We start from the raw sequence: 21,751 nt of genomic DNA, 5'->3' as shown, positions 1-21,751 counted from the left end.
GAACGTGGGATTTTGATGTTGGTATGGTATTAAGTAATTTACTCTTTATTCTCTTAAATAGTACAAATTTTAAAAATTTTAAAAAATTCATATTCTACTTGCTCTATACTATAACCTGTATTTGAAAAGCTATATGGCAATATTAATGCACTTCCAATCTTCAATTAGTCATCTTTTTCGCAGCAATAAAATATCTTTATTAGCGCTGCTCGTCTTTAGCATTATCGCGATCTCTGCTTTATATATATTCGAGCTTAAAGTTAGACAAGATGTTTACCGCACAGCTCAAACTAACCTCAATCAAGAATTGAGTACAAAAAGCTTATCTTTAAAAAGACAGTTAAAAAGTAGTGTTACGTCTATTCGTTTTTTAAATGCCACACCGCCCATTTCAGGTATTAGTAGAGCAACAGATAATAATTTTATAGATCCGCTTCTAAATACACCCATTGAAGTATGGCAGACACGTCTGGCTGGGATTTTCAGTGGTTTTATGAATACAGACGAGTATTTATTACAGGCAAGGTACATAACTTTAGCCAATGATGGCCAAGAGGTTGTAAGAGTAGACAGAGATTTAGATGGTGTTATAAGACGTATAGAAGGTGAGCAATTACAGCATAAGGGCCAGCGAGATTATATGCTTAAAGCCAGTATGTTAGATCAAAACTCTGTTTATATATCACCCATTGACTACAACCGAGAAAACGGAGAGATCCAAGTTCCCTATGTAAGTACTTATAGGGTAGCTAAACCTGTGTTTAATAAGGAAGGGTTTGTTTTTGCAGTACTTGTTACAAATTACTTTGCAGAAGAACTCTTTGATAGTTTGATTTTTAGTCTTCCTGATGGGGTAGATATCTATCTTTTAAACAATCAAAATCAGTTTTTATCGCACCCGCAGTCAGATCTGACATTTGGGTTTGAATTTGGTCAAGATATAACATGGTCAACTGTTTTCAATGAAAGCCAAGATATCAGTATGCAAGATACTTTGGCTATGAGTGGTTTACCAAATCAGTATTACCTCAAGCAACGCATTGCATTTGATAGTAACGATATTAGCATGTTGCCTTTAGAGCTTGTAGTGTCAATTGACACTTCGGTATTACTAAAAGAAATTGCAAATAGGCGTGAGAGTTTCATTTTAGTGGTTTTTTCACTGTTTTCAGTATTATTGTTTATGGTCTTGTTTTATCAACGTTACATTAACCGTAAGTTAGAAATTCACTCATTGAAAGAACAGAATAATAAAATCATTGAGAACTCACTAGATTCAATCGTCACTGTAGAAGAAAATGGTGTGATCAGTAATGCAAATAAAACAGCGTTGCAAAGCTTTGATTTACTATTAAATGAAACGAATTTTACGCAGTTATTTGAATTAAAAAATAAAGATAAGCACAGTTTAAGTGAAACTATCAACGAAGGAGCAAAACCACCATTTGAAGCTGTATATATAGATACTGATAACATCCGGCACTTTTATTCTGTTACTTTAACCTGTGTTTTTGATGTGTTCACTCAGCGAAATCAAATAGCGGCGATTTTGAGAAATATTAATTCTTTGAAGCAAACTCAGAGCGAGCTTGAATTATTAAACGAGACACTAGAGTTAAAAGTATCACAGCGTACAGTGGAGCTTGAAAGTGCGATAGAAGAAGCGCTTGCAGCCAGCCAAGCTAAAAGTGATTTTGTGGCGAATATTTCCCATGAGATCCGCACGCCAATGAATGGTGTGTTGGGGATGCTAGAAATGCTTAAAGAAGACCCATTAAGTGACGTGCAGCTACAGTATTTAAGCTTTGCAAATAGTAGTGCTAATTCATTAATGACACTTATAAACGACATTCTTGATTTTTCTAAGATTGAAGCGGGTAAGCTTGATATTGATAATCATAGCTTTGATGTGATTACTGTTTGCAGTGATATGATCACTTCAATGGCGATACAGGGCCAGAGAAAAGGGCTCGAAGTGTTATTAAATACCGATAAAGTCATGGATCGAATGCTTGTTGGGGATAGCCATCGTTTAAAACAAATTTTGATCAATTTATTAAATAATGCTTTTAAATTTACCCACCAAGGCGAAGTAAGTTTAACACTTGATTGTAAATACCTAACTGAAGATAAACTACGTATGAGTTTTTCTATTCAGGATACTGGCATAGGTATTGCGCAAGAAAATATAGATAAATTATTTGATGTATTTACTCAAGAAGATACAAGTACTACTCGACACTTTGGTGGTACAGGGCTTGGTTTATCGATTTGTAAAAAACTAGCGCAACTAATGGGCGGAGATATAAGTGTAACCAGTAAAAAAGGCAAAGGCAGCTGCTTTACTGCCTATGTAGATCTTCATGTTGCACCCGAGAAAAAATTAAATACCCCTATTGAATTAGCCGCAGATATTCAAGTAGGCGTGCTAATTGCGAAAGAGAGTGTGTTTCAAAATATTACCAATTTACTTGTCAAAAACTGTAAAGTTGATTTAAATAACATACAACGTTTTGATTATCTAGAAGAGTACGATACGTTCAATGTCGACCTCATGGTGATTGATAACGAGCACCCACTGCTCGATAAATTAATCGCTTTATGCGAACAGCAAAATAAAAAGTATATGTTAATTTTGCGTGATTTATTATTAAGTAAGGCTGATAAAGCGAGCTTTCCTGAAAACTGCCACATGCTTAATAAGCCGCTAACACAAGATCAGTTTAGCTATAAGCTGGCAAGTATATTTGGTGCAAGTAATAGCTTTTTACTTCCTTCCCAGAAAGCTGATTCTGAAGGCGAGGTTCATGTTGATCTCTCTCGATACAAAGTCTTGCTGGTGGATGATAATATGATCAATATCGAAGTTGCTAAAGCCATTTTAAAACGAACCCAGGTCAGTATTACGTGTGCAAGCGATGGTGTGGAAGCACTCGAAGCATTACAAGCGCACCAACAACAGCCATTTGATGTTATTTTAATGGATTGTCAAATGCCTAATCTTAATGGTTATGATACGACAAGTGAGATCCGAAATAATAAAGCCGGCATTGTCTATCGCCATATCCCGATTATTGCTATGACAGCCAGTGCAATGGCAGGGGATAGGGAACGGTGTATTTCAGCGGGTATGAATGATTACATTACTAAGCCTATTAAACCAAAAACCTTGAAAAACAAGTTAGCGATGTGGCTGCTTAATTAAGCAGCCGATTTTTGCTCCTTATTTTTAACTCGGCTGTGTGATGATTCATCTGCTGAGTTAAGCACTTTTTTGGTATCACTCCAATGTAGCAGTTCAATCCTTCCACATGCTTGCTCTACCAGTGCTGTGCAGCTTTCTATCCAATCGCCATCGTTGCAATACACAATCCCATCAACTACTTTAATTTCAGGGTGATGGATATGACCACAAATAATTCCATCAACACCTTGTTTTTTCGCTTCATGAATAGCTGCATTTTCAAAAGCTTCTATTGCTTCTCGTGCTTTATGAACGCGGGCTTTTATCCACGCTGCAAGTGACCAGTAGTTCTGACCAAACAGCCGGCGAATACGGTTCGTCCAGCGATTTAAAAAAAGTAAAAAATCATAACCCGCATCACCTGCAATACTTATTAGCTTGTTGTAGCGAGTGGCAGAGTCAAAATCATCACCATGGACAAGCAAAAAGCGCTTATTAGCTTTTGTGGTATGAATATATTGCTGGTGTACTTCAATACCGAATAAGCTGTTGTTTATATATTGCCTGAATGTTTCATCATGATTGCCGGGAATATAGATAACACGCGTGCCTTGAGATGCTTTTTCTTGAATGCATGTTAAAACTTGGTAATGGCTTGAGTGCCAATAAAAGTTGCGCTTCATAGACCAAAGATCAATTATGTCGCCTACTAAATAGAGGGTATCGCATTCAATGCTGTTTAAAAAATCGAGTAGGTAATCAGCTCTGCAATCTTTATAGCCCAGGTGTACATCTGAGATCCATACTGCGGGAAAGTATTGTTTATCACTTGTGTTGTTATTAGTCATAGTCGTTATTGATAGTGTAATAATAACTACGTTAGGTAAATTTGATGACGTTAACGCGACAGTTTAACGAAACATCTATGACACTTAGTATCGAGCTCAGAATAACAGAGCATATGCTTGCAATGAAAAAAGCAGTGTGATGATAAAAAGCAGGGAACAAAAAAGCCGCATAAAGCGGCTTTTATATTCAACTAGATTGACGTTAAATTAAACGTTCATCGCAGTTTTAATTGCTTCTACAGCGGTATCAATATCAATCATTAGCTTTTCGCCAGTACGGCGATTTTTAAGTTCTACTTTGTTTTCATCAAGGTTACGTTCGCCAATAACCAATGTGAAAGGCACACCCAATAATTCCATATCGTTGAACATCACACCAGGGCGTTCTTTACGATCATCAAATAACACCTCTAACCCTGCTGCTTTTAACCCTTCATAAAGATTATTAGCAATATCAGGAATACGATGAGATTTGTGCATATTCATTGGCACAATAGCAATGTCAAATGGCGCAATAGGCTGAGGCCAAATAATACCGTATTGGTCATTATTTTGCTCAATAGCAGCAGCGACGATACGAGACACGCCAATACCGTAACAACCCATGGTCATTATTTGGTTTTTACCTGTTTCGCTTAATACACCGGCTTTCATTGCTTCTGAGTACTTAGTCCCAAGTTGGAAGATATGACCAACTTCAATGCCGCGCTTGATTTGTAAGTTACCTTGACCACAAGGGCTGGCGTCACCTTCAACAATGTTACGTAAGTCAGCAACTAGGTAATCTGTTACATCGCGATCCCAGTTTATGCCACTGTAATGCTCGTCGTCTTTATTAGCGCCTGCAACAAAGTCAGCCATCACATTGGCTGTGCGGTCAATAATAATTGGCATAGATAAACCTACAGGTCCTAAAGAACCAGGTTTTGCACCTACAGCGGCAATAATATCAGCTTCTTTTGCCATCTCGAGAGGCGCATCGACTAATGGGTGTTTCTCTGCTTTAAGTTCATTAAGATCATGATCACCTCGCACAACTAAAGCAACCAAGCCTCGTTGGCCTTCTTCATTTGGTGCGCCATATACAATCAGCGTTTTAACACCACGATGTGGTTTTACACCGTAATGCTTTTTAAGCTCATCAATAGTTTTTGCATCTGGCGTAGGGAATGCTTTTAATTCTTTGCTCGGTGCAGGGCGAGCTTCACTTGGTGCGAGTGCTTCTGCTTTTTCAATGTTCGCAGCGTAGTCACTGGCATCACTAAATGCAATCGCATCTTCACCAGACTCAGCCAATACATGAAACTCATGCGATACACTACCACCAATCGACCCTGTGTCAGCAATAACTGGGCGGTAATCTAGGTTTAAGCGTTCAAAAATATTACAGTATGCTTTGTGCATCGCTTGGTAAGTTGCATCTAAACATTCATCACTTAAGTGGAACGAGTATGCGTCTTTCATGGTGAATTCACGTGCGCGCATTACACCAAAGCGAGGGCGACGTTCATCACGTACTTTTGTTTGTACTTGATACAAAGTGATAGGTAGTTGCTTGTAAGAGTTGATCTCTTTACGAACAAAATCAGTGATCACTTCTTCGTGAGTTGGGCCTAATGCAAACGTTCGATTATGGCGATCTGTAAAGCGGACTAACTCTGGGCCAAACTGATCCCAACGACCCGACTCTTCCCATAAATCAGCAGGCTGAATCACAGGCATTAGCATTTCGATAGCGCCTGCTTTATCCATTTCTTCGCGCACGATGTTTTCTACTTTACGTAACACGCGTAAACCAGAGGGTAACCAAGTATATAGGCCCGACGCGACGCGACGGATCATACCCGCTCTTAACATTAATTGATGCGATACAATTTCAGCATCTGAAGGCGTTTCTTTAAGTGTTGCGAGAATATATTGACTGGTACGCATGTTTATTCCGATAGTTATAAAATTATTATTTCAATAAGGCACTCAGTTTAGCAGTGGTTGCTTTTACACTAAAGCGCTAAGTGTGTTTTTCTAGTTTTTTTCTATGCTAGTGACGTAGTTATGTTCGCCGTTAACCTGCCAACGGATATTAAAATCATACAAGGTCATCCCATAACTTTGTTCACCCTCTTTTTGTTTTTTGTAAGCAGGGCGAGGGTCTTGCTTAAGGACATTATTGATAAAGTCGTGTAAATCAGGGTAGTCGGTCTGCTGTTTGATAAACTCGAGTACTGATGAGCTAAATTCAACGGTCATTTGCGTTTCTGGGCGAGTATCAGCAAAGCCTGCGGTTGCATCGACCATAGCATCAGAATAGGGTAAATAAGGTTTTATATCTAAAATTGGTGTGCCATCAAGTAAATCAATGCCCGCTAACAATAAGCATAATTGACCATTTTTATATTCAATGCCTTCGAGCTTTACTGCGCTCATACCAATGGCATTGGGTCTAAAGGTCGCACGTGTTGCAAACACACCTTTACGCTCATTGCCTCCTAAGCGTGGCGGTCTAACCATCGCAGAGTAACCTTTATCAGCGGTTTCATGAAAACGAAAGAGTAACCAAATATGGCTAAACTCATCTAAGCCACGAACAAATTCTTCACGGTTAAAATCAGCAGCAAACACAAGCTTTGCTTTGGCTTGTGGCACTAAACGAGGTTGGCGAGGAATAGCAAACTTCTGTTTATAGGGAGATTGTATATGGCCAATGGCCGTTAGTTGAAAATCGTTCATGAAACTCAATGACTGTTGAAGATACGCCATTCTACCTGTTCATACTAAAAAAGGCAGCCTGAAGCTGCCTTAAACAAGGGGAGTTTATAAAAAATGTTAGAACATGTATTGCACTGAAAAAGATGCGACATCCATATCAGTATCAATATCGTCTTCTAATTTATAGCGTTCATACTCTAAGCGAACTTGCACGTTGCTTGTAAATGCGTACTCTAAACCCGCACCGTAAAATACATCACCTCCACTTTGCTCAGCAGAAATTTCGCCAAGGGCAGGGATATCGCTGGTTACTTCTGCGTCCCACTCTAACCAACCGCCTTTAGCATAAACTGAAAAGCTCTCAGTAATTGGCGCTGCTAAGCGTCCGGCGAGAGATATACCATCTACTTCGGCATAGCTGTCTATGTCACTTACTTCATCAAAATTTTGATAAGCAAGTTCGAGACTTAAATATTTATTAAATTGGGTACCAATGTAGCCTTTGAGCATCTGTGAGTCATCGTCAAAATCAATGTCGTTTTCTGAATCTTCAAATTGAAAAGAATATTGACCGTAGCCGATACCAGTATAAATACGTGGTGAGTCCATCTCGTTAACATCAGCCTGCGCTGCAGAGTTAAAGCCAAGAGTTGCTAAAGCAAGTGCTGAAAGAGAAAGTGTTTTAATCATTAAATAGCTCCTTTATAAAATAAAAATAAATAACCCGTGGTTACTTGTCTCTTTTATAATTGCATTGATTATGCCAGCTTGAAGTTGGCTAAATTAAAAGCTAAAAATGGTGTTTTTGTCTAATCTATCAGCAGGTTGGTGTGTTTTTATTCATGCGTTCAGTTTCGCCATGGAAAGCTTTTCATGGCGATATGTAAACTTTACTTAGTGATTATTCTGGCTCACATTTGTGTAGTAAGGTCTCAGTTTCAATGGCGATTTCTTTCATTTTTATTGCGTAGTTTTCAAGTTGTTTCTCTTCGCTACTCACTGCCACGTATTCTGGCACATTAACAGGGTAGCCAGTTTCATCCATGGCTACGAAACTAATAACACAGTGATTTGTTTCAACCATATTTTGTGTTTTGGGATCACCACATCTCACTTGTATAAAGATTTGCATGCTTGTTTTACCCGTATGAGCGATTTTAGCTTCTACCTCAACTATTTGACCAACAAGAATAGGGCGGCGAAATTTAACACCAGCCACTGACACCGTAACGCAGTAGTGACCACTCCAACCAGCGGCACATGCATACCCAGCTTGGTCAATCCATTTCATGACAACACCACCGTGGACTTTTCCTCCAAAGTTAACATCGGTGGGCTCAGCTAAAAAACGAAACACTACATTTGACGACGGCATACATATTACTCTTTACTATTAGACGGTTATTATTGAGCATAGCGCAAAAAAGGGGCCGAAGCCCCCTGCAATTTAGGATTAGTTCAAAATTTAAAATAATTTACATATTGGGGTAGTTTGGCCCACCAGCACCTTCAGGGGTTACCCATGTAATATTTTGGCTTGGATCTTTAATATCGCAGGTTTTACAATGCACACAATTTTGTGAATTGATCACAAACTCATCTTTACCGTCAACCTGTTGCACTTCATAAACCCCCGCAGGACAATAGCGCTGTGCTGGTTCGTCAAATTTTACAAGGTTTACGTCAATAGGGATGGCGCTGTTTTTTAGTTGTAAATGACACGGCTGAGATTCTTCATGGTTAGTGTTTGATAAAAACACAGATGACAACTTATCAAAGCTAAGTACAGCATCAGGTTTTGGGTAGTCAATTTTATCTGCTTGGTTTTTATCAACTAATGTGCAGTGATCTGGTGTGTTATCTTTAAAAGTAAACGGTAAGCCGCCACCAAACATATTTTGATCAAGGGTGTTATAAGCTCCTCCTATAAACTTACCGAGTTTATGCATTGCAGGACCAAAGTTGCGAGATTGGTGCAACTCTTTATAGGCCCAGCTTTGCTCAAAGGCTTGTGCATACTCAGTAAGATCAGAGTGCGCCTGTGCGTTACACAAGGCTTTAAAAATAACCTCAGCTGCAATCATGCCTGATTTCATTGCAGTATGATTACCTTTGATTTTTGCAAAGTTTAAGGTGCCAGCATCACAGCCAACAAGTAAACCACCAGGGAAATGCATTTTAGGTAAAGAATGCAGGCCACCTTTTGCAATTGCGCGAGCACCATAAGAAATTCGCTCACCACCTTGGAGAATATCTTTAAAAACAGGATGATGTTTCATACGTTGAAATTCATCAAACGGACTTAAATGTGGATTTGAATAATTTAAATCAACAATCAGCCCCACTACAACTTGGTTGTTTTCACTGTGGTACATAAACGCACCGCCATTTGTATCCCCAGCGAGCGGCCAACCAGTTCCGTGAACAACGTTACCTTGCTTGTGTTTGGCAGGATCTATTTGCCAAATTTCTTTAAAGCCCAAACCATAATGTTGTGGTGATGCATCGGCATCAAGGGCAAATTGATTGATTAATTGTTTGCCTAAATGGCCACGGCAGCCCTCGGCAAATACAGTGTACTTTGCACGAAGCTCCATACCCGGCATAAAACCATCTTTTTCGTTGCCGTCTTTATCAAGTCCCATATCGCCAGTAACAATACCTTTTACAGTATCGTCTTCTATTATTAATGAATGAGCGCTAAACCCTGGAAAAACCTCCACTCCTAAGTTCTCAGCTTGTTCAGCGAGCCAACGACACACATTGCCCATAGAGACAATATAGTTACCCGTGTTATGAAAACTTTTTGGGGTCGCAAAATGAGGGATGGCAGTTGCTTTATTGTCATTATTAAACCAATAAATCTCATCATTGGTTACTTTAGTTGTAACGGGAGCGTCAAGGTCTTGCCAATTAGGCAGCAACTCATCTAATGCAGTGGTCTCAAATATTGCACCAGATAAAATATGGGCACCCACTTCTGAGCCTTTTTCAACTACGCAAATCGTACACTCTTGTTGTTTTTCTTGTGCTTGTTGCGCTAATCGGATTGCGGTAGCTAAGCCAGCAGGCCCAGCGCCGACAATAACGACATCAAATTCCATGGTTTCGCGTTCGACCATATTAACCTCTTTTGTGTGACGGACCTGTGCCTTTACGATGGCAATTTCATACTTGCAAATGAAACGTTACAGGTTAGGAATAGTTTAAGGTTATTTTAGGTTGACGTTTACGTCAACAGGAAGTAGTCTGAATTCATAAAATAAATAGGTTGACGTACACGTTACCTTGTAGGTTTAAATTAAAATGGAGTTCCTATGAAAGTTCTCGTACCAATAAAAAGAGTGATTGACTACAACGTGAAAGCACGTGTCAAAGCAGATAATAGCGACGTTGATCTTACTAATGTAAAAATGGCGATGAACCCATTTTGTGAAATAGCAATTGAAGAAGCAATTCGTTTAAAAGAAGCGGGTATAGCAACCGAGGTTGTTGCAGTTACAATTGGTGCTAAAGCATCGCAAGAGCAATTACGTACAGCGCTTGCTTTAGGAGCTGATAAAGCGATTCATATTGAAACGGATGAAAAATTAGAATCTCTGCATGTGGCTAAATTATTAGCTAAAATTGTTGAGCAAGAAGCACCAGAGCTGGTTATTTTAGGTAAACAGTCTATTGATTCAGATAACAATCAAACAGGACAAATGCTTGCTGCGTTAACAGGGCGCGGGCAGGGTACTTTTGCATCTAAAGTAGATGTAGCCAATGGCACAGTAAATGTAACCCGTGAGGTCGATGGTGGTTTGCAAACTGTCGCACTTAAATTACCCGCTGTAGTGACGACTGATTTACGCCTTAATGAACCTCGTTATGCTTCATTACCGAATATTATGAAAGCAAAACGTAAGCCGCTAGATGTCATTGCAGCTGATAGCTTAGGTGTAGATTTAACACCGCGTATTAGCGTTGTTGAAGTACATGAACCAGCAAAGCGAAGTGGTGGCATCATTGTTGACGACGTTGCTCAGTTAGTTGATTTATTAAAAACACAAGCGAAGGTGATTTAAATGAAAACATTAGTTATTGCGGATCATGACAATGGTGTTTTAAAGCCTGAAACGTCAAAAACGATTAATGCGGCCTTAAAGCTTGGTTTTGCTGTTGATGTACTCATCGCGGGTGAAAATTTAGCACCAATGAGTGAAGAGGTTGCCAGTATTGCGGGTGTAAACGGCGTATTAGTTGCTGATAACAGTGAATATGCTCATCAATTAGCAGAAAATATCGCTGATTTAGTGCTATCACTTGCACCGGAGTATTCACACCTTGTAGCGAGTGCAACAACAACGGGTAAAAACTTTATGCCACGTGTTGCTGCCTTATTAGATGTAGCGCAAATTTCAGAAATCATTGACGTAGTTGATGGCGACACATTTAAACGCCCAATTTATGCAGGTAATGCAATTGCGACAGTTAAATCATTAGATAGTAAAAAAGTGATTACGGTTCGTGCGAGCAGCTTTGATTTACAAGGCGAGCAAACAGCTGCCGATATTACGGCTATTGACGCGGTATTTAGCAGTCAATTGAGCTCTTTTGTTAGTGTTGAACAAACCGAATCTGAACGTCCAGAGTTAACGGCTGCCCAAGTGGTTATATCAGGTGGGCGTGGCATGCAAAACGGTGAGAACTTCTCATTACTACATGGTATTGCTGATAAGCTTGGTGCTGCTATTGGCGCATCGCGTGCTGCGGTTGACGCGGGCTTTGTACCCAATGATATGCAAGTAGGTCAAACGGGTAAAATTGTTGCGCCTAACTTATATATTGCAGTGGGTATCAGCGGCGCAATTCAGCACTTAGCAGGCATGAAAGATTCAAAAGTGATTGTTGCAATCAATAAAGATCCAGATGCACCGATTTTCCAAGTGGCAGATTACGGCCTAGTTGCTGATTTATTTGATGTGCTACCAGAGCTAGAAAGCGCGCTATAATAACTCTGATTGTTAAAAGCTGTTGTGACTATTTTCATGCTCGCACAGCTTTTTTATTTTGCTTACCTGAATTCACCTCAAAACACATTTTAAAATATCTTTTCATTGCTTTTCAGCTCAAAAACCATACATCACACTTCATTTTTTTATTGATTAATTTTACTTATCCTAACGCTAAAAATAACTCGTTGGTCAGAAAGTTAAAAAACCTTTATAAATCACTCGTAGCTTAGGCTAAAGCACCCATCCTGTTAAGTTAGCGTGTTATTTATAACCCTCACTTAGCAGTATGGGTGTTTCTATTTAAGCGTATACCTAAACCAACCCTGTGCAACGCTTTGTCTGCCTCTAGAGGTGGCTTGGGTATATACGCATTTACTTTATTTTGACTTATTTTTAGGAAAAGTCGTGTTTAAAACCTTAATCGTGGTTGATAACAACGAGCAAACCCTTGCTCACTCATTTGAAAACGTAATTACCTTCAATACCTATTTACGTGACTACCCAAAGCTTAATGAGCCAAAAACACGCATTATTAACTTGTGTGACTCGAGCCAATACTTGAGCAAAGGCTATTATTGTTCATTACTTGCAGAGGCCCGTAAACATCAAGTATTACCGAGTGTGAAAACCATCAATGCCTTACGAAGTGGCCAAGCTTTAATGCTTAATTTAGGCCAAATTGACGGTACGTTCTATTTTGGTAATGCTGTAAATGAACTGCAAAGTAAAGCGGCAAAAGCGGTATTTAAACAATACCCAGCACCGATCTTATTTGTTGATCACGCAGGGTTATTACAACAAGGTTCTTTAGCGTCACTTAATAGTGAGCAGCACCAAGAGTTTGTCGCCAAGCTAAACGAATTTACACAAACGCAGTGGCGTATTAGTGATATGCAGAAACGCCACCGTTGGGATATGGCAATTTTGGTTGATCACAACGAAAAAGTGCCGCCAAGTGATAAAGACGCCATTGCGCGCTTTATAAAAGCAGCCGCTAAGCATGGTATTCATGCTCAAGCGCTAAGCTTTGAAGAGATTGATAACATTGCACAGTTTGATGCGCTATTTATTCGTCAAACGACCGCGATTGATCACCCAACTTACCGTCTTGCAAGTAAAGCGCAAAGTTTAGGGCTCGTAGTGATTGATGATGCAGATTCGATTTTGCGTTGTTGTAATAAGGTATATTTACATGATGCGTTTAACTATCAAAAAGTACCAAGTTTAAAAACCATGGTAGTGGCTGATCAAACAGACGAAACAATTACACAATTAGAAGCGACATTTACTTACCCGTTAGTACTGAAAATGCCAGAAGGGTCATTTTCGAAAGGTGTTTATAAAGTTGCTGATCAAACTGAGCTGAAAGTTAAGCTAACGGAACTTTTTGAATTTAGCGCATTAGTGCTTGCACAAGAGTATATGTACACAGAATACGATTGGCGAGTGGGCGTATTAAATGGACGCGCTATTTATGCCTGTCGCTATTTAATGGCGCGTAATCATTGGCAAATTTATAACCATGATGCAAAACGGTTTTTCTCGGGTGGGTTTGAAACACTGCCAACTTTTGAGTTACCAAAAGCAGTATTAGACGCCGCTTTAAAAGCGTGTAAAACGGTTGGTAAAGGCTTATATGGTGTAGATGTAAAAGAGCATCAAGGCCGTGCTTATGTGCTTGAAGTAAACGACAATCCAAGTATTGATCATAAAGTAGAAGATGCCTATTTAGGGGATGAACTTTATATGATCATCATGGATGAATTTAAACAGAGACTTGAAGCAAGAGGCCGCGGTTAATGACTCAATATGATGTGGCAGTTCGTGCTGCCACTGACTTAGATTTAAACGCGTTACTTGAAATAGAACAACAAAGCTTTAACCAAGATAGGTTAAGTGCACGGAGTTTAAAGCGTTGGATATCGGCTAAACACGGCATCTTACTCGTTGCACAGTGTCAGCAGCAATTACTCGGTTATGGTTTAGTGTGGTGTCATAAGGGAACGCGGCTGGCGCGGTTATATTCGCTTGCAGTTACGCCACACGCACAAGGTAAAGGCATTGCAAAGCAATTATTAAAGGCACTTGAGCAGGCAACAGCACAGCGTGGACGACTGTATATGCGCTTAGAAGTTGCAGTAAATAATACCCAAGCAATTGGCCTTTATGAAAAGCTAGGTTATCGAGTATTTGGCCAATACAGTGATTATTACGATGATCATAGTGATGCGCTACGGATGCAAAAAAACATTCGTCAAACTGACGAATTACAGTTTGCACGTTTAACGCCTTGGTATCAGCAAACGACAGAGTTTACATGTGGGCCATCCGCCTTGTTAATGGCTATGGGCAGTGTGAATCAAAAGCAAGTGCTTGATCAAGGCGCTGAGTTAGCTATTTGGCGAGAAGCAACCACTATATTTATGACCTCAGGACATGGTGGGTGTCATCCGTTAGGCTTAGCTTTAGCTGCCGATAAACGCGGTTACGATGTGGAAATAATGCTTAACACTGAGGATGCCTTATTTGTTGATGGTGTACGCAGTGAGACTAAAAAAACAGTGCTACGTGCTGTCCATCAGCAGTTTGTTGAGCAAATTTCGCAGCATGAGTTAAGTATTAACTACAGTGATGTAGATTTAAGTCATATAGAGCAGTGGGTAGAACGTGGTTTCAGTGTCTTAGTGTTGATCAGTACTTATCGTTTTGATGGTAAAAAATCACCGCATTGGGTGTGTATCACTCATCTTGATGATCACTGCTTATATGTTCATGATCCATTTTGTGAAAACGATAAACAACGCGCACTAGATTGCCAGCATGTGCCAGTATCGCGTGCTGATTTTTCGAGTATGGCCGCCTTTGGAACAAGTCGATTACGTACTGCTGTTGCAGTTAATTTATCAGCCCGAATTAAGGGTAAATAATTTATAAGGAAAGCGAGTGACATTATACGAGCTTGTTGATGTGGCGCCTTATTCATGGTCTGCTATTGGGACAGCCGCATTTTGCGGCGCAATTATTGGTGCCGAGCGTCAACTAAGAGGAAAACCAGTGGGCATTCGTACCTCTGCGTTAATTACCTTGGGTACTTACTTGTTTTTAGCGACTGCGTTTAATTTACAGGGCGATGTAATAGATCATTCACGGGTGGTTGGGCAAATAATTACTGGCATTGGGTTTTTAGGTGCTGGCGTTATGCTAGCAAAAGACGGGGCTGTTGTTGGCGTAACATCAGCAGCGACTATCTGGGTTCTGGCCTCAATAGGCGTGATGATAGCAACGCACAGTCTGGCACCTGCGATTAAGCTCTCAGTCCTGGTGGTGGGCATTTTATATGGTGTTGATGTGCTTGAAGCGCAATTTAAAAGCTTGAGTAAAGGCGTACACCGACATGTTAAAATTTATTCCAAGCGCTATTACAGGCGTAATAAAGAGGAAGAAAAAAGCCACGATTAAGTGGCTTATAAGTAATTAAAAGCGCTATTCGTTAAGTTCAAAAGCCTTACCATATTCAATGCTTTTTAAAATTGTTGTAGCAATTAATAGGGGGTCATCAATCATTGGTACATGGCCAATGTCTTTTAAAATCAGAGAGCGAGCGTCGGGGAGGCGCTCTTTAGCTATCACAGCGTTTATATTCGGTGGAAATAAGAGATCACATTCAGGCCATACCAAAGTACAAGGACAAGGCAGTGGCTTGGTAAAATTAAGCGACTGTTTTGTATTAAAAAGTGAGCTTTTAACTTCGCAGTACAGCATATCTTCTACCATGGCAGTAAATTCACATCCACTGAGCTTGTTTCCATATTTTGCAACGTATTTTAATGCCAACATTCTTATTAAAGATGACTTCGCTAGTAAAGGTAACAGTGGTTGTGTGATTTTAGCAATAAATGCCAGGCGCTTTAATTTTTTAAGCGCAAGATGTTGTCCATGTTGTGGCGTGTTCCAAAAACCTGCTGGAGATATGGCACACACGCTTGCGGCTCGTCCTCTTTTAGCGAGCTCGATAGCGGCCCACCCACCCATAGAGTTGCCGGTGATATGGGGTTTATCGAGGTTGTACTTATCTAACAATCGCTCAAAGTCATCTATTATGTCGCTAATTTCTATACTGCTAGTGGCTTTATTACCGCCTCGATGGCCAAGTGCAGTGAATGCGAAGACTTCGTTTGAAGGGCTTAATAAAGGCACAACGTGTTTCCATGTATTGCAAGATGATGTCGCGCCATGCAGTAATACGATGGTTTCCCCTGTTCCTTGATGGATCATGACTGTCCTTTATGACGGTAATACATATAATATTATAATGCATTTAATTAATAGATTAGCCAAATAGTTTTCTTCTAACGACTTTTCGATACTCACTTGGTGTTTGCGAGAGTACTTTTTTAAACACGCGGGTTAAATGCCCTTGATCATTATATCCCACCTCAAGAGCCACTTCTTGAATTGATAAGTTAGAGCAAGCAAGCAACTCTTTAGCCGTTTGAACTCGCAATTGCTGCCAATACTCTATTGGACTTTGATTGGTCGCACTTCGAAAACGACGTGTAAAAGTACGGTAACTTAAACCAAATAGTTGTGCAACATCGTTTAAACTTTGCTCAGTGGACACGTTGTTTTTTAACCAAAATTGAATTTGTGCAATTAATTCATCTGGATGTCTATCAACGGCACCCTCTAAATATCTTTGCTCTTCATATGGCTTACGTATTTCATGAGAAAAATTGCGCTCAACATGTTGTGCGGCTGCTTGCCCATAATACTGGCTTATAACATGTACGATTACATCCGCGAGTGCATTTAAGCTCGCAACACAATATAAACGCTCCGACTGAGTGATAAAAAAATCAGGTTTAAGCAACACTAATGGATAATCTCGCTTAAATTGTTCAGCATAATGCCAATGTGTTGTTGCAGGGTGACCATTTAATAGTTCAGCTTCGGCGATAAGACAATTGCCCGTGCCCACTCCAATAATCGAACTGCCATTTTGCCAACTCGCCCCAAGCCATTTAACTAGCTGGTTATTTGCTCGGACTACAGGGCGGGGGTTTCGCCAAATTCCTGGCACAATTATTAAGTCACTGTGAGGCGCAGTAAGGTGCGTATCATCTGGTAAAATAGCTAACCCGCTACGATTTTTGATTGGCTGTGTATTCTCAGCAATTAAATTAATGGTTAATGGTCGAAAAGGGATTGATTGAAGATGGCTTTTTGCAAAGGCTTCGCCTGCTCTTAGCATCTCTATTGGTAAGGTTAAACTAGTGATCAATAAATGCTGGTAAACCAAAATACTGATCTGTAATGACGATTGTGTTTTGTTTGTGTCCATTTAATTGCTCCGACCAGTGATCGCTGGCCTGTTAGGCTGGTTATTTGGCTATTTAAGCACAATCTGGAATGTTAAATCCATCTAAACTGTATACATACCCGATAACACGTTTTCTCAAGGCAAATTATGACAGCATTATCCGTTATTGTCGGCATGGGCGGAATTAACGCCGCAGGCCGTACTTCATTTCATCAAGGCTATCGTCGTATCGTGTTAGACAGCTTGAGTGCAAATGCTCGCCAAGAAACATTTTTAGGCTTAGCAACTTTAATGAATCTTGTTTCAATGCAAGAAGGTGAATTAAAAGATGAGTCTGGTAAGGTTGTTAGCCAAAATGATATTGAGTCGTTATTTGGCGAGCAAGTGATTGCAGGCACCTTGATCCGAAAGATTGAAAAGAATCACTTTGATGTTGATGCCACACCGTGGCAGCAAAAAATGACCTTCACAGCCAGTGATGAACAAAACATTGTATTTGAAACGCGCCGTCGCGATTTACCGCAGCCTATACCTGCTAGCTGGCTTATTGAAGATTTAGAAGATAAAAAAGTAAAAATAACGATCAGTGCAGAAGTTGCGATTAAACATGACAGCACCCGTGATAATCCAATAAAAGCAGCGGGTCAGTTACCTACCGGTTTTGATCCATCTACTATGTACAATAGTCGTTACCAACCGCGCGGGCTGCAAGCGACAATTTTTGCTGCAACCGATGCAATTAAGTCAACGGGTTTAGATTGGCAATCTATTATGAACAGTGTTGAACCCGATCAAATCGGCACATATTCAGCGTCAATTGCTGGGCAAGTTAATGATGAAGGTTTTGGTGGTTTAATTCGTTCTCGCCAGCAGGGCGAGAGAGTAAGCACTAAGCAGCTTGCACTTGGTTTAAATACTATGTCTACGGACTTTATTAATGCTTATGTAACTGGAAATGTAGGCACTACATTTACTACATCAGGTGCATGCGCTACATTTTTGTACAATTTACGTGCGGCAGTAAATGATATTCAAGCGGGGCGTACTCGTGTTGCAGTCGTTGCCAGCGTTGAGTGTGCAATTACACCTGAGATGATCGAAGGCTTTGGTAATATGGGGGCGCTCGCTAACGAAGAGGGCTTAAAACGTTTAGATGGAACTGATACGGTGGATCATCGTCGTACAAGTCGGCCTTTTGGCGAAAACTGTGGTTTTACAATTGGTGAAGGCGCGCAAGTTGTTATTTTGATGGATGATGCACTTGCATTAGAGCTTGGCGCTCAGATCATGGGATCTGTTGCCGATGTATTTGTTAATGCGGATGGTGTTAAAAAATCAATTACAGCCCCAGGTCCAGGTAATTATATTACGATGGCTAAATCGGTTGCATTGGCTGCTAATATTTTAGGTATTGACGCTGTTCAACAGCGAAGCTTTATTTTAGCGCATGGCTCAAGTACACCTCAAAACCGCGTAACAGAGTCACTTATTTATCACCGAGTGGCACAAACATTTGCAATAGATAATTGGAAAGTGTCAGCGCCTAAAGCGTTCGTTGGTCATACATTAGCCCCCGCGAGTGGCGATCAGTTAGCAATGGCGCTAGGTGTATTTACACACAATATTATGCCGGGTATTACCACGATAGATAAAGTAGCTGATGACGTCCATAGCCAACACTTAGATATCCGTACAGCGCATTATCAATGTGATGATATGGATATTGCCTTTATTAACTCAAAAGGTTTTGGCGGAAATAATGCAACTGCCACGGTACTTTCACCTAAAGTAACAATAAATATGCTTGCTAAGCGCCATGGCAGTGCAGTTATGAATAAATACGCACAAAGTAATAAAGCAGTTAAAGCAGCTCAAGCTGATTACCAGCAACAAGCTGATTTAGGTCAGTATGCGCTTATTTATCGCTTTGGAGATGGCATGATTGAAGAAAATGACATTGTCATTTCTAATACGCAAATGAATATTCCAGGCTTTGAAAAAGCCATTAAATTTAGTAAGACGAATCCTTATCAAGATATGTTTTAAGCACATAACTCTTGAATGGCAAGGCGCTTTTATAGCGCCTTTTTTATTGTTTAAAATAGGAGCGTGTTAAAAGCTGTAATTGTCATTGGCTGTATTTTTTTGTTGAACTACCGCAGTTTACGCGACCTGCTCTGTATCCTTGTTATAATTTCAAGCACTTAAAAGGCTAAAGTTAGAGAGACCTATGATTGCCAGTTTATTATTATTAAGTGCCAGTATTACATTAGATAGCCATTTGCCACCGTTACTACCATGGCAAGGGCAAAGTTTGGCACTACTGCAACAAAAAGGTCCTTTAACAACCGACTTTGAGCTGAGCGAAGGTTTAGAATCACCAAATTATCAGTTAACGATGGAATTTGTAGATCGTCTTGTCGCAGCTAATCCAACTCAGTTTAAAGTGCAAACCATTGCTCACAGTGCAAGTGGCCGCGCTATCAAAATGATCATAGCAAGTGAAACCGGCGAGTTTTCTGCCTCGCAATTATCGCATACCAATAAACCGACCATCTTTATTCAAGCTGGTATTCATGCGGGTGAAATTGATGGTAAAGACGCAACATTTATGTTATTACGCGATATAGCGACTGGTAAACGTCGTGATATTTTAAGCCAAGTGAATATACTCTTTATTCCGATTTTAAATGTGGATGGCCACGAGCGCAGTAGCCAGTTTAATCGTATTAATCAACGTGGGCCTGTAAAAATGGGCTTTAGAACTAATGCAAACAACCTTAATTTAAATCGAGATTATACAAAACTAGATACCCCGGAAGTAAGAGGGGTTTTGAATATGATTAATCAATTTTCTCCTGACTTATACATTGACGTTCATGTCACTGATGGGGCGGATTACCAGTACGATGTAACCTACGGTTACAATCCTGTTTTTGCAAGTGAGTCCCCGAGCGTTTCAGATGCACTTAACCAATACTTCAAGCCTGTAATTGATACTAAATTACAAGAGTCGGGTCATATACCGGGCCCACTTGTATTTGTAATGGATAAACGCGAGTTTAAAAAAGGGTTAGCAGGATGGGTAGCAACACCACGCTATTCAAATGGGTGGGGAGATTTAAGATCGTTACCGACGATACTTGTTGAAAATCATTCGCTGAAACCTTATAAACAACGCGTACTTGGTACATATGTGTTTTTAGATGGTGCAATATCTGCGTTAGCACAGCATCATCAGCAATTAGCAGCTGCTGTGCAAAAAGAGCACAAATTTGTTCCTAGTCAGCTTATAGTGCAACGCGGGTATGCAAAAAAAGCCAATTCGATTGAATTCAAAGGCATAAAATACGCTCGCAGCAAAAGTACCCTCAGTGGTCAAATGGAAGTTAAATATTTAGGTGAAAAGCAAGCATACACAGATTTACCTATCTATTGGCAAAAAGAAGTTACTAAGACAATTACAGTGCCTGCTGCATTTTATATACCTGCGGCATACCCAAATATAATTGAAAAATTGAAATTGCAGGGTGTTTTAGTTGAAAAAATAACGACAGCTTCACAAGGTGTAGATGACTTAAAGGTTGCAGTAGTCACTGAACATGAATTTGATAAAGCACCATTTGAAGGACGCTTTAGAGTCAATGCGAAGTTTGACATTCAAACAGCTGCTCCCCAAAACTTAACGGGTTGGTTTAAGGTTGTTACAGCGCAACCTCTAGGTGAATTAGTTGCACATTTGCTTCACCCAGCAGCACCAGACTCATTTTTCGCATGGGGGGAGTTTAATACGATTTTTCAACGTACTGAATACATGGAAAATTACGCATTAGCCCCCTATGCACGCCAAATGTTAAAAGACAAACCTGCGTTGGCACTTGAATTCGATAAAAAAATTAGGGAAGATTCAAGTTTTGCAAACAATGCTCAAGCTCGATTGAATTGGTTATATGAAAAAACCCCATTTTATGATCAAGCATATTTGAAATACCCAATCTTAATGGCATTTAATGCTCAACCAGAAGTAAAGAATTAAGTCATGGAAATTATTACGTTACCAGTAACAGCGTTTGCACAAAATTGCCGTATTGTTATTTGCAAAAAAACACGTAAAGCAACGGTTGTAGACCCTGGTGGAGATGCAGATAAAATCATTACTGAGCTTGCTAAATATGATTTAACCCCAGATTGTATTTTGTTAACTCATGGTCATCTTGATCATGTTGGCGCAGCAAAAATACTGTCCGATCATTTTAGTATTGATATTGTAGGGCCGCACAAGGATGAGTTATTTTGGTTTGACGCATTACCAATGCAAGCTCAGATGTTTAGCTTTAAACCGGTAACGCCATTTACGCCAACACATTGGTTATCAGGTGGTGATATATTTTCTGTCGGTGAGCTGCGTTTTGAAATACGCCACTGCCCAGGTCATACTCCTGGACATATAGTGTTTTATGAACCGACGCATGGCGTTGTATTTGTGGGGGATGTTATTTTTAAAGGCTCAGTAGGGCGCACTGACTTTCCTAAAGGGGATGCGCAGCAACTACTCGAGTCGATTAAAAAACATATTTTAACCTTGCCAGAAGAAACACGTATTTTATCTGGGCATGGACCGGACACTAAAGTAGTGACGGAGCGCATATCAAATCCATTTATAAGCGGTAAATTTGGTTAATAACGCATAAAGAAT

17 protein-coding genes are annotated in these 21,751 nt (G+C 40.0%); 9 read left to right on the top strand and 8 right to left on the bottom strand.

Annotated elements, in window-relative coordinates:
- Positions 1-145: 145 nt before the first annotated feature.
- Positions 146-3,205, top strand: a complete 3,060-nt coding sequence (locus ACJJVX_RS14760; RefSeq protein ID WP_054204642.1) for an ATP-binding protein — start codon at positions 146-148, stop codon at positions 3,203-3,205.
- Here ACJJVX_RS14760 and ACJJVX_RS14755 read toward each other — a convergent pair.
- The 6 genes from ACJJVX_RS14755 to ACJJVX_RS14730 form a co-directional block, all read right to left on the bottom strand.
- Positions 3,202-4,032: a UDP-2,3-diacylglucosamine diphosphatase gene (locus ACJJVX_RS14755; RefSeq protein WP_054204641.1), complete on the bottom strand. Its 831-nt coding sequence runs from the start codon at positions 4,030-4,032 to the stop codon at positions 3,202-3,204. The genes ACJJVX_RS14760 and ACJJVX_RS14755 overlap by 4 nt on opposite strands.
- Positions 4,033-4,239: 207 nt before the next feature.
- Positions 4,240-5,964 (bottom strand): proline--tRNA ligase, encoded by a 1,725-nt coding sequence (locus tag ACJJVX_RS14750; RefSeq protein ID WP_054204640.1) that lies wholly within the window; start codon positions 5,962-5,964, stop codon positions 4,240-4,242.
- A 90-nt stretch (positions 5,965-6,054) separates the two neighbouring features.
- Positions 6,055-6,759 (bottom strand): tRNA (N6-threonylcarbamoyladenosine(37)-N6)-methyltransferase TrmO, encoded by a 705-nt coding sequence (tsaA, locus tag ACJJVX_RS14745; protein WP_054204639.1) that lies wholly within the window; start codon positions 6,757-6,759, stop codon positions 6,055-6,057.
- A 96-nt stretch (positions 6,760-6,855) separates the two neighbouring features.
- Positions 6,856-7,428 (bottom strand): outer membrane beta-barrel protein, encoded by a 573-nt coding sequence (locus ACJJVX_RS14740; protein ID WP_054453020.1) that lies wholly within the window; start codon positions 7,426-7,428, stop codon positions 6,856-6,858.
- 211 nt (positions 7,429-7,639) lie between these two features.
- Positions 7,640-8,113, bottom strand: coding sequence for an acyl-CoA thioesterase (locus ACJJVX_RS14735; RefSeq protein ID WP_054204637.1), 474 nt, complete (start codon positions 8,111-8,113; stop codon positions 7,640-7,642).
- 100 nt (positions 8,114-8,213) lie between these two features.
- Positions 8,214-9,860 (bottom strand): electron transfer flavoprotein-ubiquinone oxidoreductase, encoded by a 1,647-nt coding sequence (locus tag ACJJVX_RS14730; protein ID WP_405632098.1) that lies wholly within the window; start codon positions 9,858-9,860, stop codon positions 8,214-8,216.
- A 195-nt stretch (positions 9,861-10,055) separates the two neighbouring features.
- Here ACJJVX_RS14730 and ACJJVX_RS14725 point away from each other — a divergent pair, with 195 nt between their 5' ends.
- From ACJJVX_RS14725 to ACJJVX_RS14705, 5 genes are all read left to right on the top strand, one after another.
- Positions 10,056-10,805: an electron transfer flavoprotein subunit beta/FixA family protein gene (locus ACJJVX_RS14725; RefSeq protein WP_405632096.1), complete on the top strand. Its 750-nt coding sequence runs from the start codon at positions 10,056-10,058 to the stop codon at positions 10,803-10,805.
- Positions 10,806-11,732 carry an electron transfer flavoprotein subunit alpha/FixB family protein gene (locus tag ACJJVX_RS14720; RefSeq protein WP_054204634.1) on the top strand — a complete coding sequence of 309 codons (927 nt, stop codon included), beginning with the start codon at positions 10,806-10,808 and terminating at the stop codon, positions 11,730-11,732.
- 408 nt (positions 11,733-12,140) lie between these two features.
- Positions 12,141-13,535 (top strand): RimK family protein, encoded by a 1,395-nt coding sequence (locus ACJJVX_RS14715; RefSeq protein ID WP_170173527.1) that lies wholly within the window; start codon positions 12,141-12,143, stop codon positions 13,533-13,535.
- The gene (locus tag ACJJVX_RS14710; protein ID WP_054204632.1) at positions 13,535-14,662 is read left to right on the top strand and encodes a GNAT family N-acetyltransferase/peptidase C39 family protein; all 1,128 of its coding nucleotides are present in this window, start codon (positions 13,535-13,537) and stop codon (positions 14,660-14,662) included. The genes ACJJVX_RS14715 and ACJJVX_RS14710 overlap by 1 nt, the downstream gene beginning before the upstream one ends.
- Before the next feature lie 16 nt (positions 14,663-14,678).
- Positions 14,679-15,194: an MgtC/SapB family protein gene (locus tag ACJJVX_RS14705; RefSeq protein ID WP_054204631.1), complete on the top strand. Its 516-nt coding sequence runs from the start codon at positions 14,679-14,681 to the stop codon at positions 15,192-15,194.
- A 24-nt stretch (positions 15,195-15,218) separates the two neighbouring features.
- Here the strand turns inward: ACJJVX_RS14705 and ACJJVX_RS14700 are convergent, their stop codons facing one another.
- Both ACJJVX_RS14700 and ACJJVX_RS14695 read right to left on the bottom strand, forming a co-directional pair.
- Positions 15,219-16,010, bottom strand: a complete 792-nt coding sequence (locus ACJJVX_RS14700; protein ID WP_405632093.1) for an alpha/beta fold hydrolase — start codon at positions 16,008-16,010, stop codon at positions 15,219-15,221.
- Between the two features lie 55 nt (positions 16,011-16,065).
- Entirely contained in the window at positions 16,066-17,076 is a 1,011-nt protein-coding gene (locus ACJJVX_RS14695; RefSeq protein ID WP_054204629.1) for a GlxA family transcriptional regulator, read from the bottom strand.
- A gap of 126 nt (positions 17,077-17,202) precedes the next feature.
- Here ACJJVX_RS14695 and ACJJVX_RS14690 point away from each other — a divergent pair, with 126 nt between their 5' ends.
- The 3 genes from ACJJVX_RS14690 to ACJJVX_RS14680 all read left to right on the top strand — a co-directional run bounded on the left by ACJJVX_RS14690 (position 17,203) and on the right by ACJJVX_RS14680 (position 21,736).
- On the top strand, positions 17,203-19,101 hold the full coding sequence (locus tag ACJJVX_RS14690; RefSeq protein WP_405632090.1) for a beta-ketoacyl synthase: 1,899 nt from the start codon (positions 17,203-17,205) through the stop codon (positions 19,099-19,101).
- A gap of 184 nt (positions 19,102-19,285) precedes the next feature.
- Positions 19,286-21,091 (top strand): M14 family metallopeptidase, encoded by a 1,806-nt coding sequence (locus ACJJVX_RS14685; protein ID WP_405632087.1) that lies wholly within the window; start codon positions 19,286-19,288, stop codon positions 21,089-21,091.
- Between the two features lie 3 nt (positions 21,092-21,094).
- Positions 21,095-21,736 (top strand): MBL fold metallo-hydrolase, encoded by a 642-nt coding sequence (locus ACJJVX_RS14680; RefSeq protein WP_405632085.1) that lies wholly within the window; start codon positions 21,095-21,097, stop codon positions 21,734-21,736.
- The last annotated feature ends 15 nt before the right edge of the window (positions 21,737-21,751 follow it).

This window comes from Pseudoalteromonas sp. Ld20 (assembly GCF_045064175.1).
Classification (GTDB): Bacteria; Pseudomonadota; Gammaproteobacteria; order Enterobacterales; family Alteromonadaceae; genus Pseudoalteromonas; species Pseudoalteromonas neustonica.
The sequence above is the reverse complement of the archived record's forward strand: the minus strand, read 5'-3'. Positions and strand labels throughout refer to the sequence as shown.

What these genes read in the sequence shown, in the direction of transcription:
- ACJJVX_RS14700 (WP_405632093.1), bottom strand. Translation starts at nt 16,010, where the DNA reads ATGATCCATCAAGGAACAGGGGAAACCATCGTATTACTGCATGGCGCG.
- ACJJVX_RS14680 (WP_405632085.1), top strand. Translation starts at nt 21,095, where the DNA reads ATGGAAATTATTACGTTACCAGTAACAGCGTTTGCACAAAATTGCCGT.
- ACJJVX_RS14695 (WP_054204629.1), bottom strand. Translation starts at nt 17,076, where the DNA reads ATGGACACAAACAAAACACAATCGTCATTACAGATCAGTATTTTGGTT.
- ACJJVX_RS14735 (WP_054204637.1), bottom strand. Translation starts at nt 8,113, where the DNA reads ATGCCGTCGTCAAATGTAGTGTTTCGTTTTTTAGCTGAGCCCACCGAT.
- ACJJVX_RS14760 (WP_054204642.1), top strand. Translation starts at nt 146, where the DNA reads ATGCACTTCCAATCTTCAATTAGTCATCTTTTTCGCAGCAATAAAATA.
- tsaA (WP_054204639.1), bottom strand. Translation starts at nt 6,759, where the DNA reads ATGAACGATTTTCAACTAACGGCCATTGGCCATATACAATCTCCCTAT.
- ACJJVX_RS14740 (WP_054453020.1), bottom strand. Translation starts at nt 7,428, where the DNA reads ATGATTAAAACACTTTCTCTTTCAGCACTTGCTTTAGCAACTCTTGGC.
- ACJJVX_RS14690 (WP_405632090.1), top strand. Translation starts at nt 17,203, where the DNA reads ATGACAGCATTATCCGTTATTGTCGGCATGGGCGGAATTAACGCCGCA.
- ACJJVX_RS14755 (WP_054204641.1), bottom strand. Translation starts at nt 4,032, where the DNA reads ATGACTAATAACAACACAAGTGATAAACAATACTTTCCCGCAGTATGG.
- ACJJVX_RS14710 (WP_054204632.1), top strand. Translation starts at nt 13,535, where the DNA reads ATGACTCAATATGATGTGGCAGTTCGTGCTGCCACTGACTTAGATTTA.
- ACJJVX_RS14720 (WP_054204634.1), top strand. Translation starts at nt 10,806, where the DNA reads ATGAAAACATTAGTTATTGCGGATCATGACAATGGTGTTTTAAAGCCT.
- ACJJVX_RS14725 (WP_405632096.1), top strand. Translation starts at nt 10,056, where the DNA reads ATGAAAGTTCTCGTACCAATAAAAAGAGTGATTGACTACAACGTGAAA.
- ACJJVX_RS14685 (WP_405632087.1), top strand. Translation starts at nt 19,286, where the DNA reads ATGATTGCCAGTTTATTATTATTAAGTGCCAGTATTACATTAGATAGC.
- ACJJVX_RS14730 (WP_405632098.1), bottom strand. Translation starts at nt 9,860, where the DNA reads ATGGTCGAACGCGAAACCATGGAATTTGATGTCGTTATTGTCGGCGCT.
- ACJJVX_RS14750 (WP_054204640.1), bottom strand. Translation starts at nt 5,964, where the DNA reads ATGCGTACCAGTCAATATATTCTCGCAACACTTAAAGAAACGCCTTCA.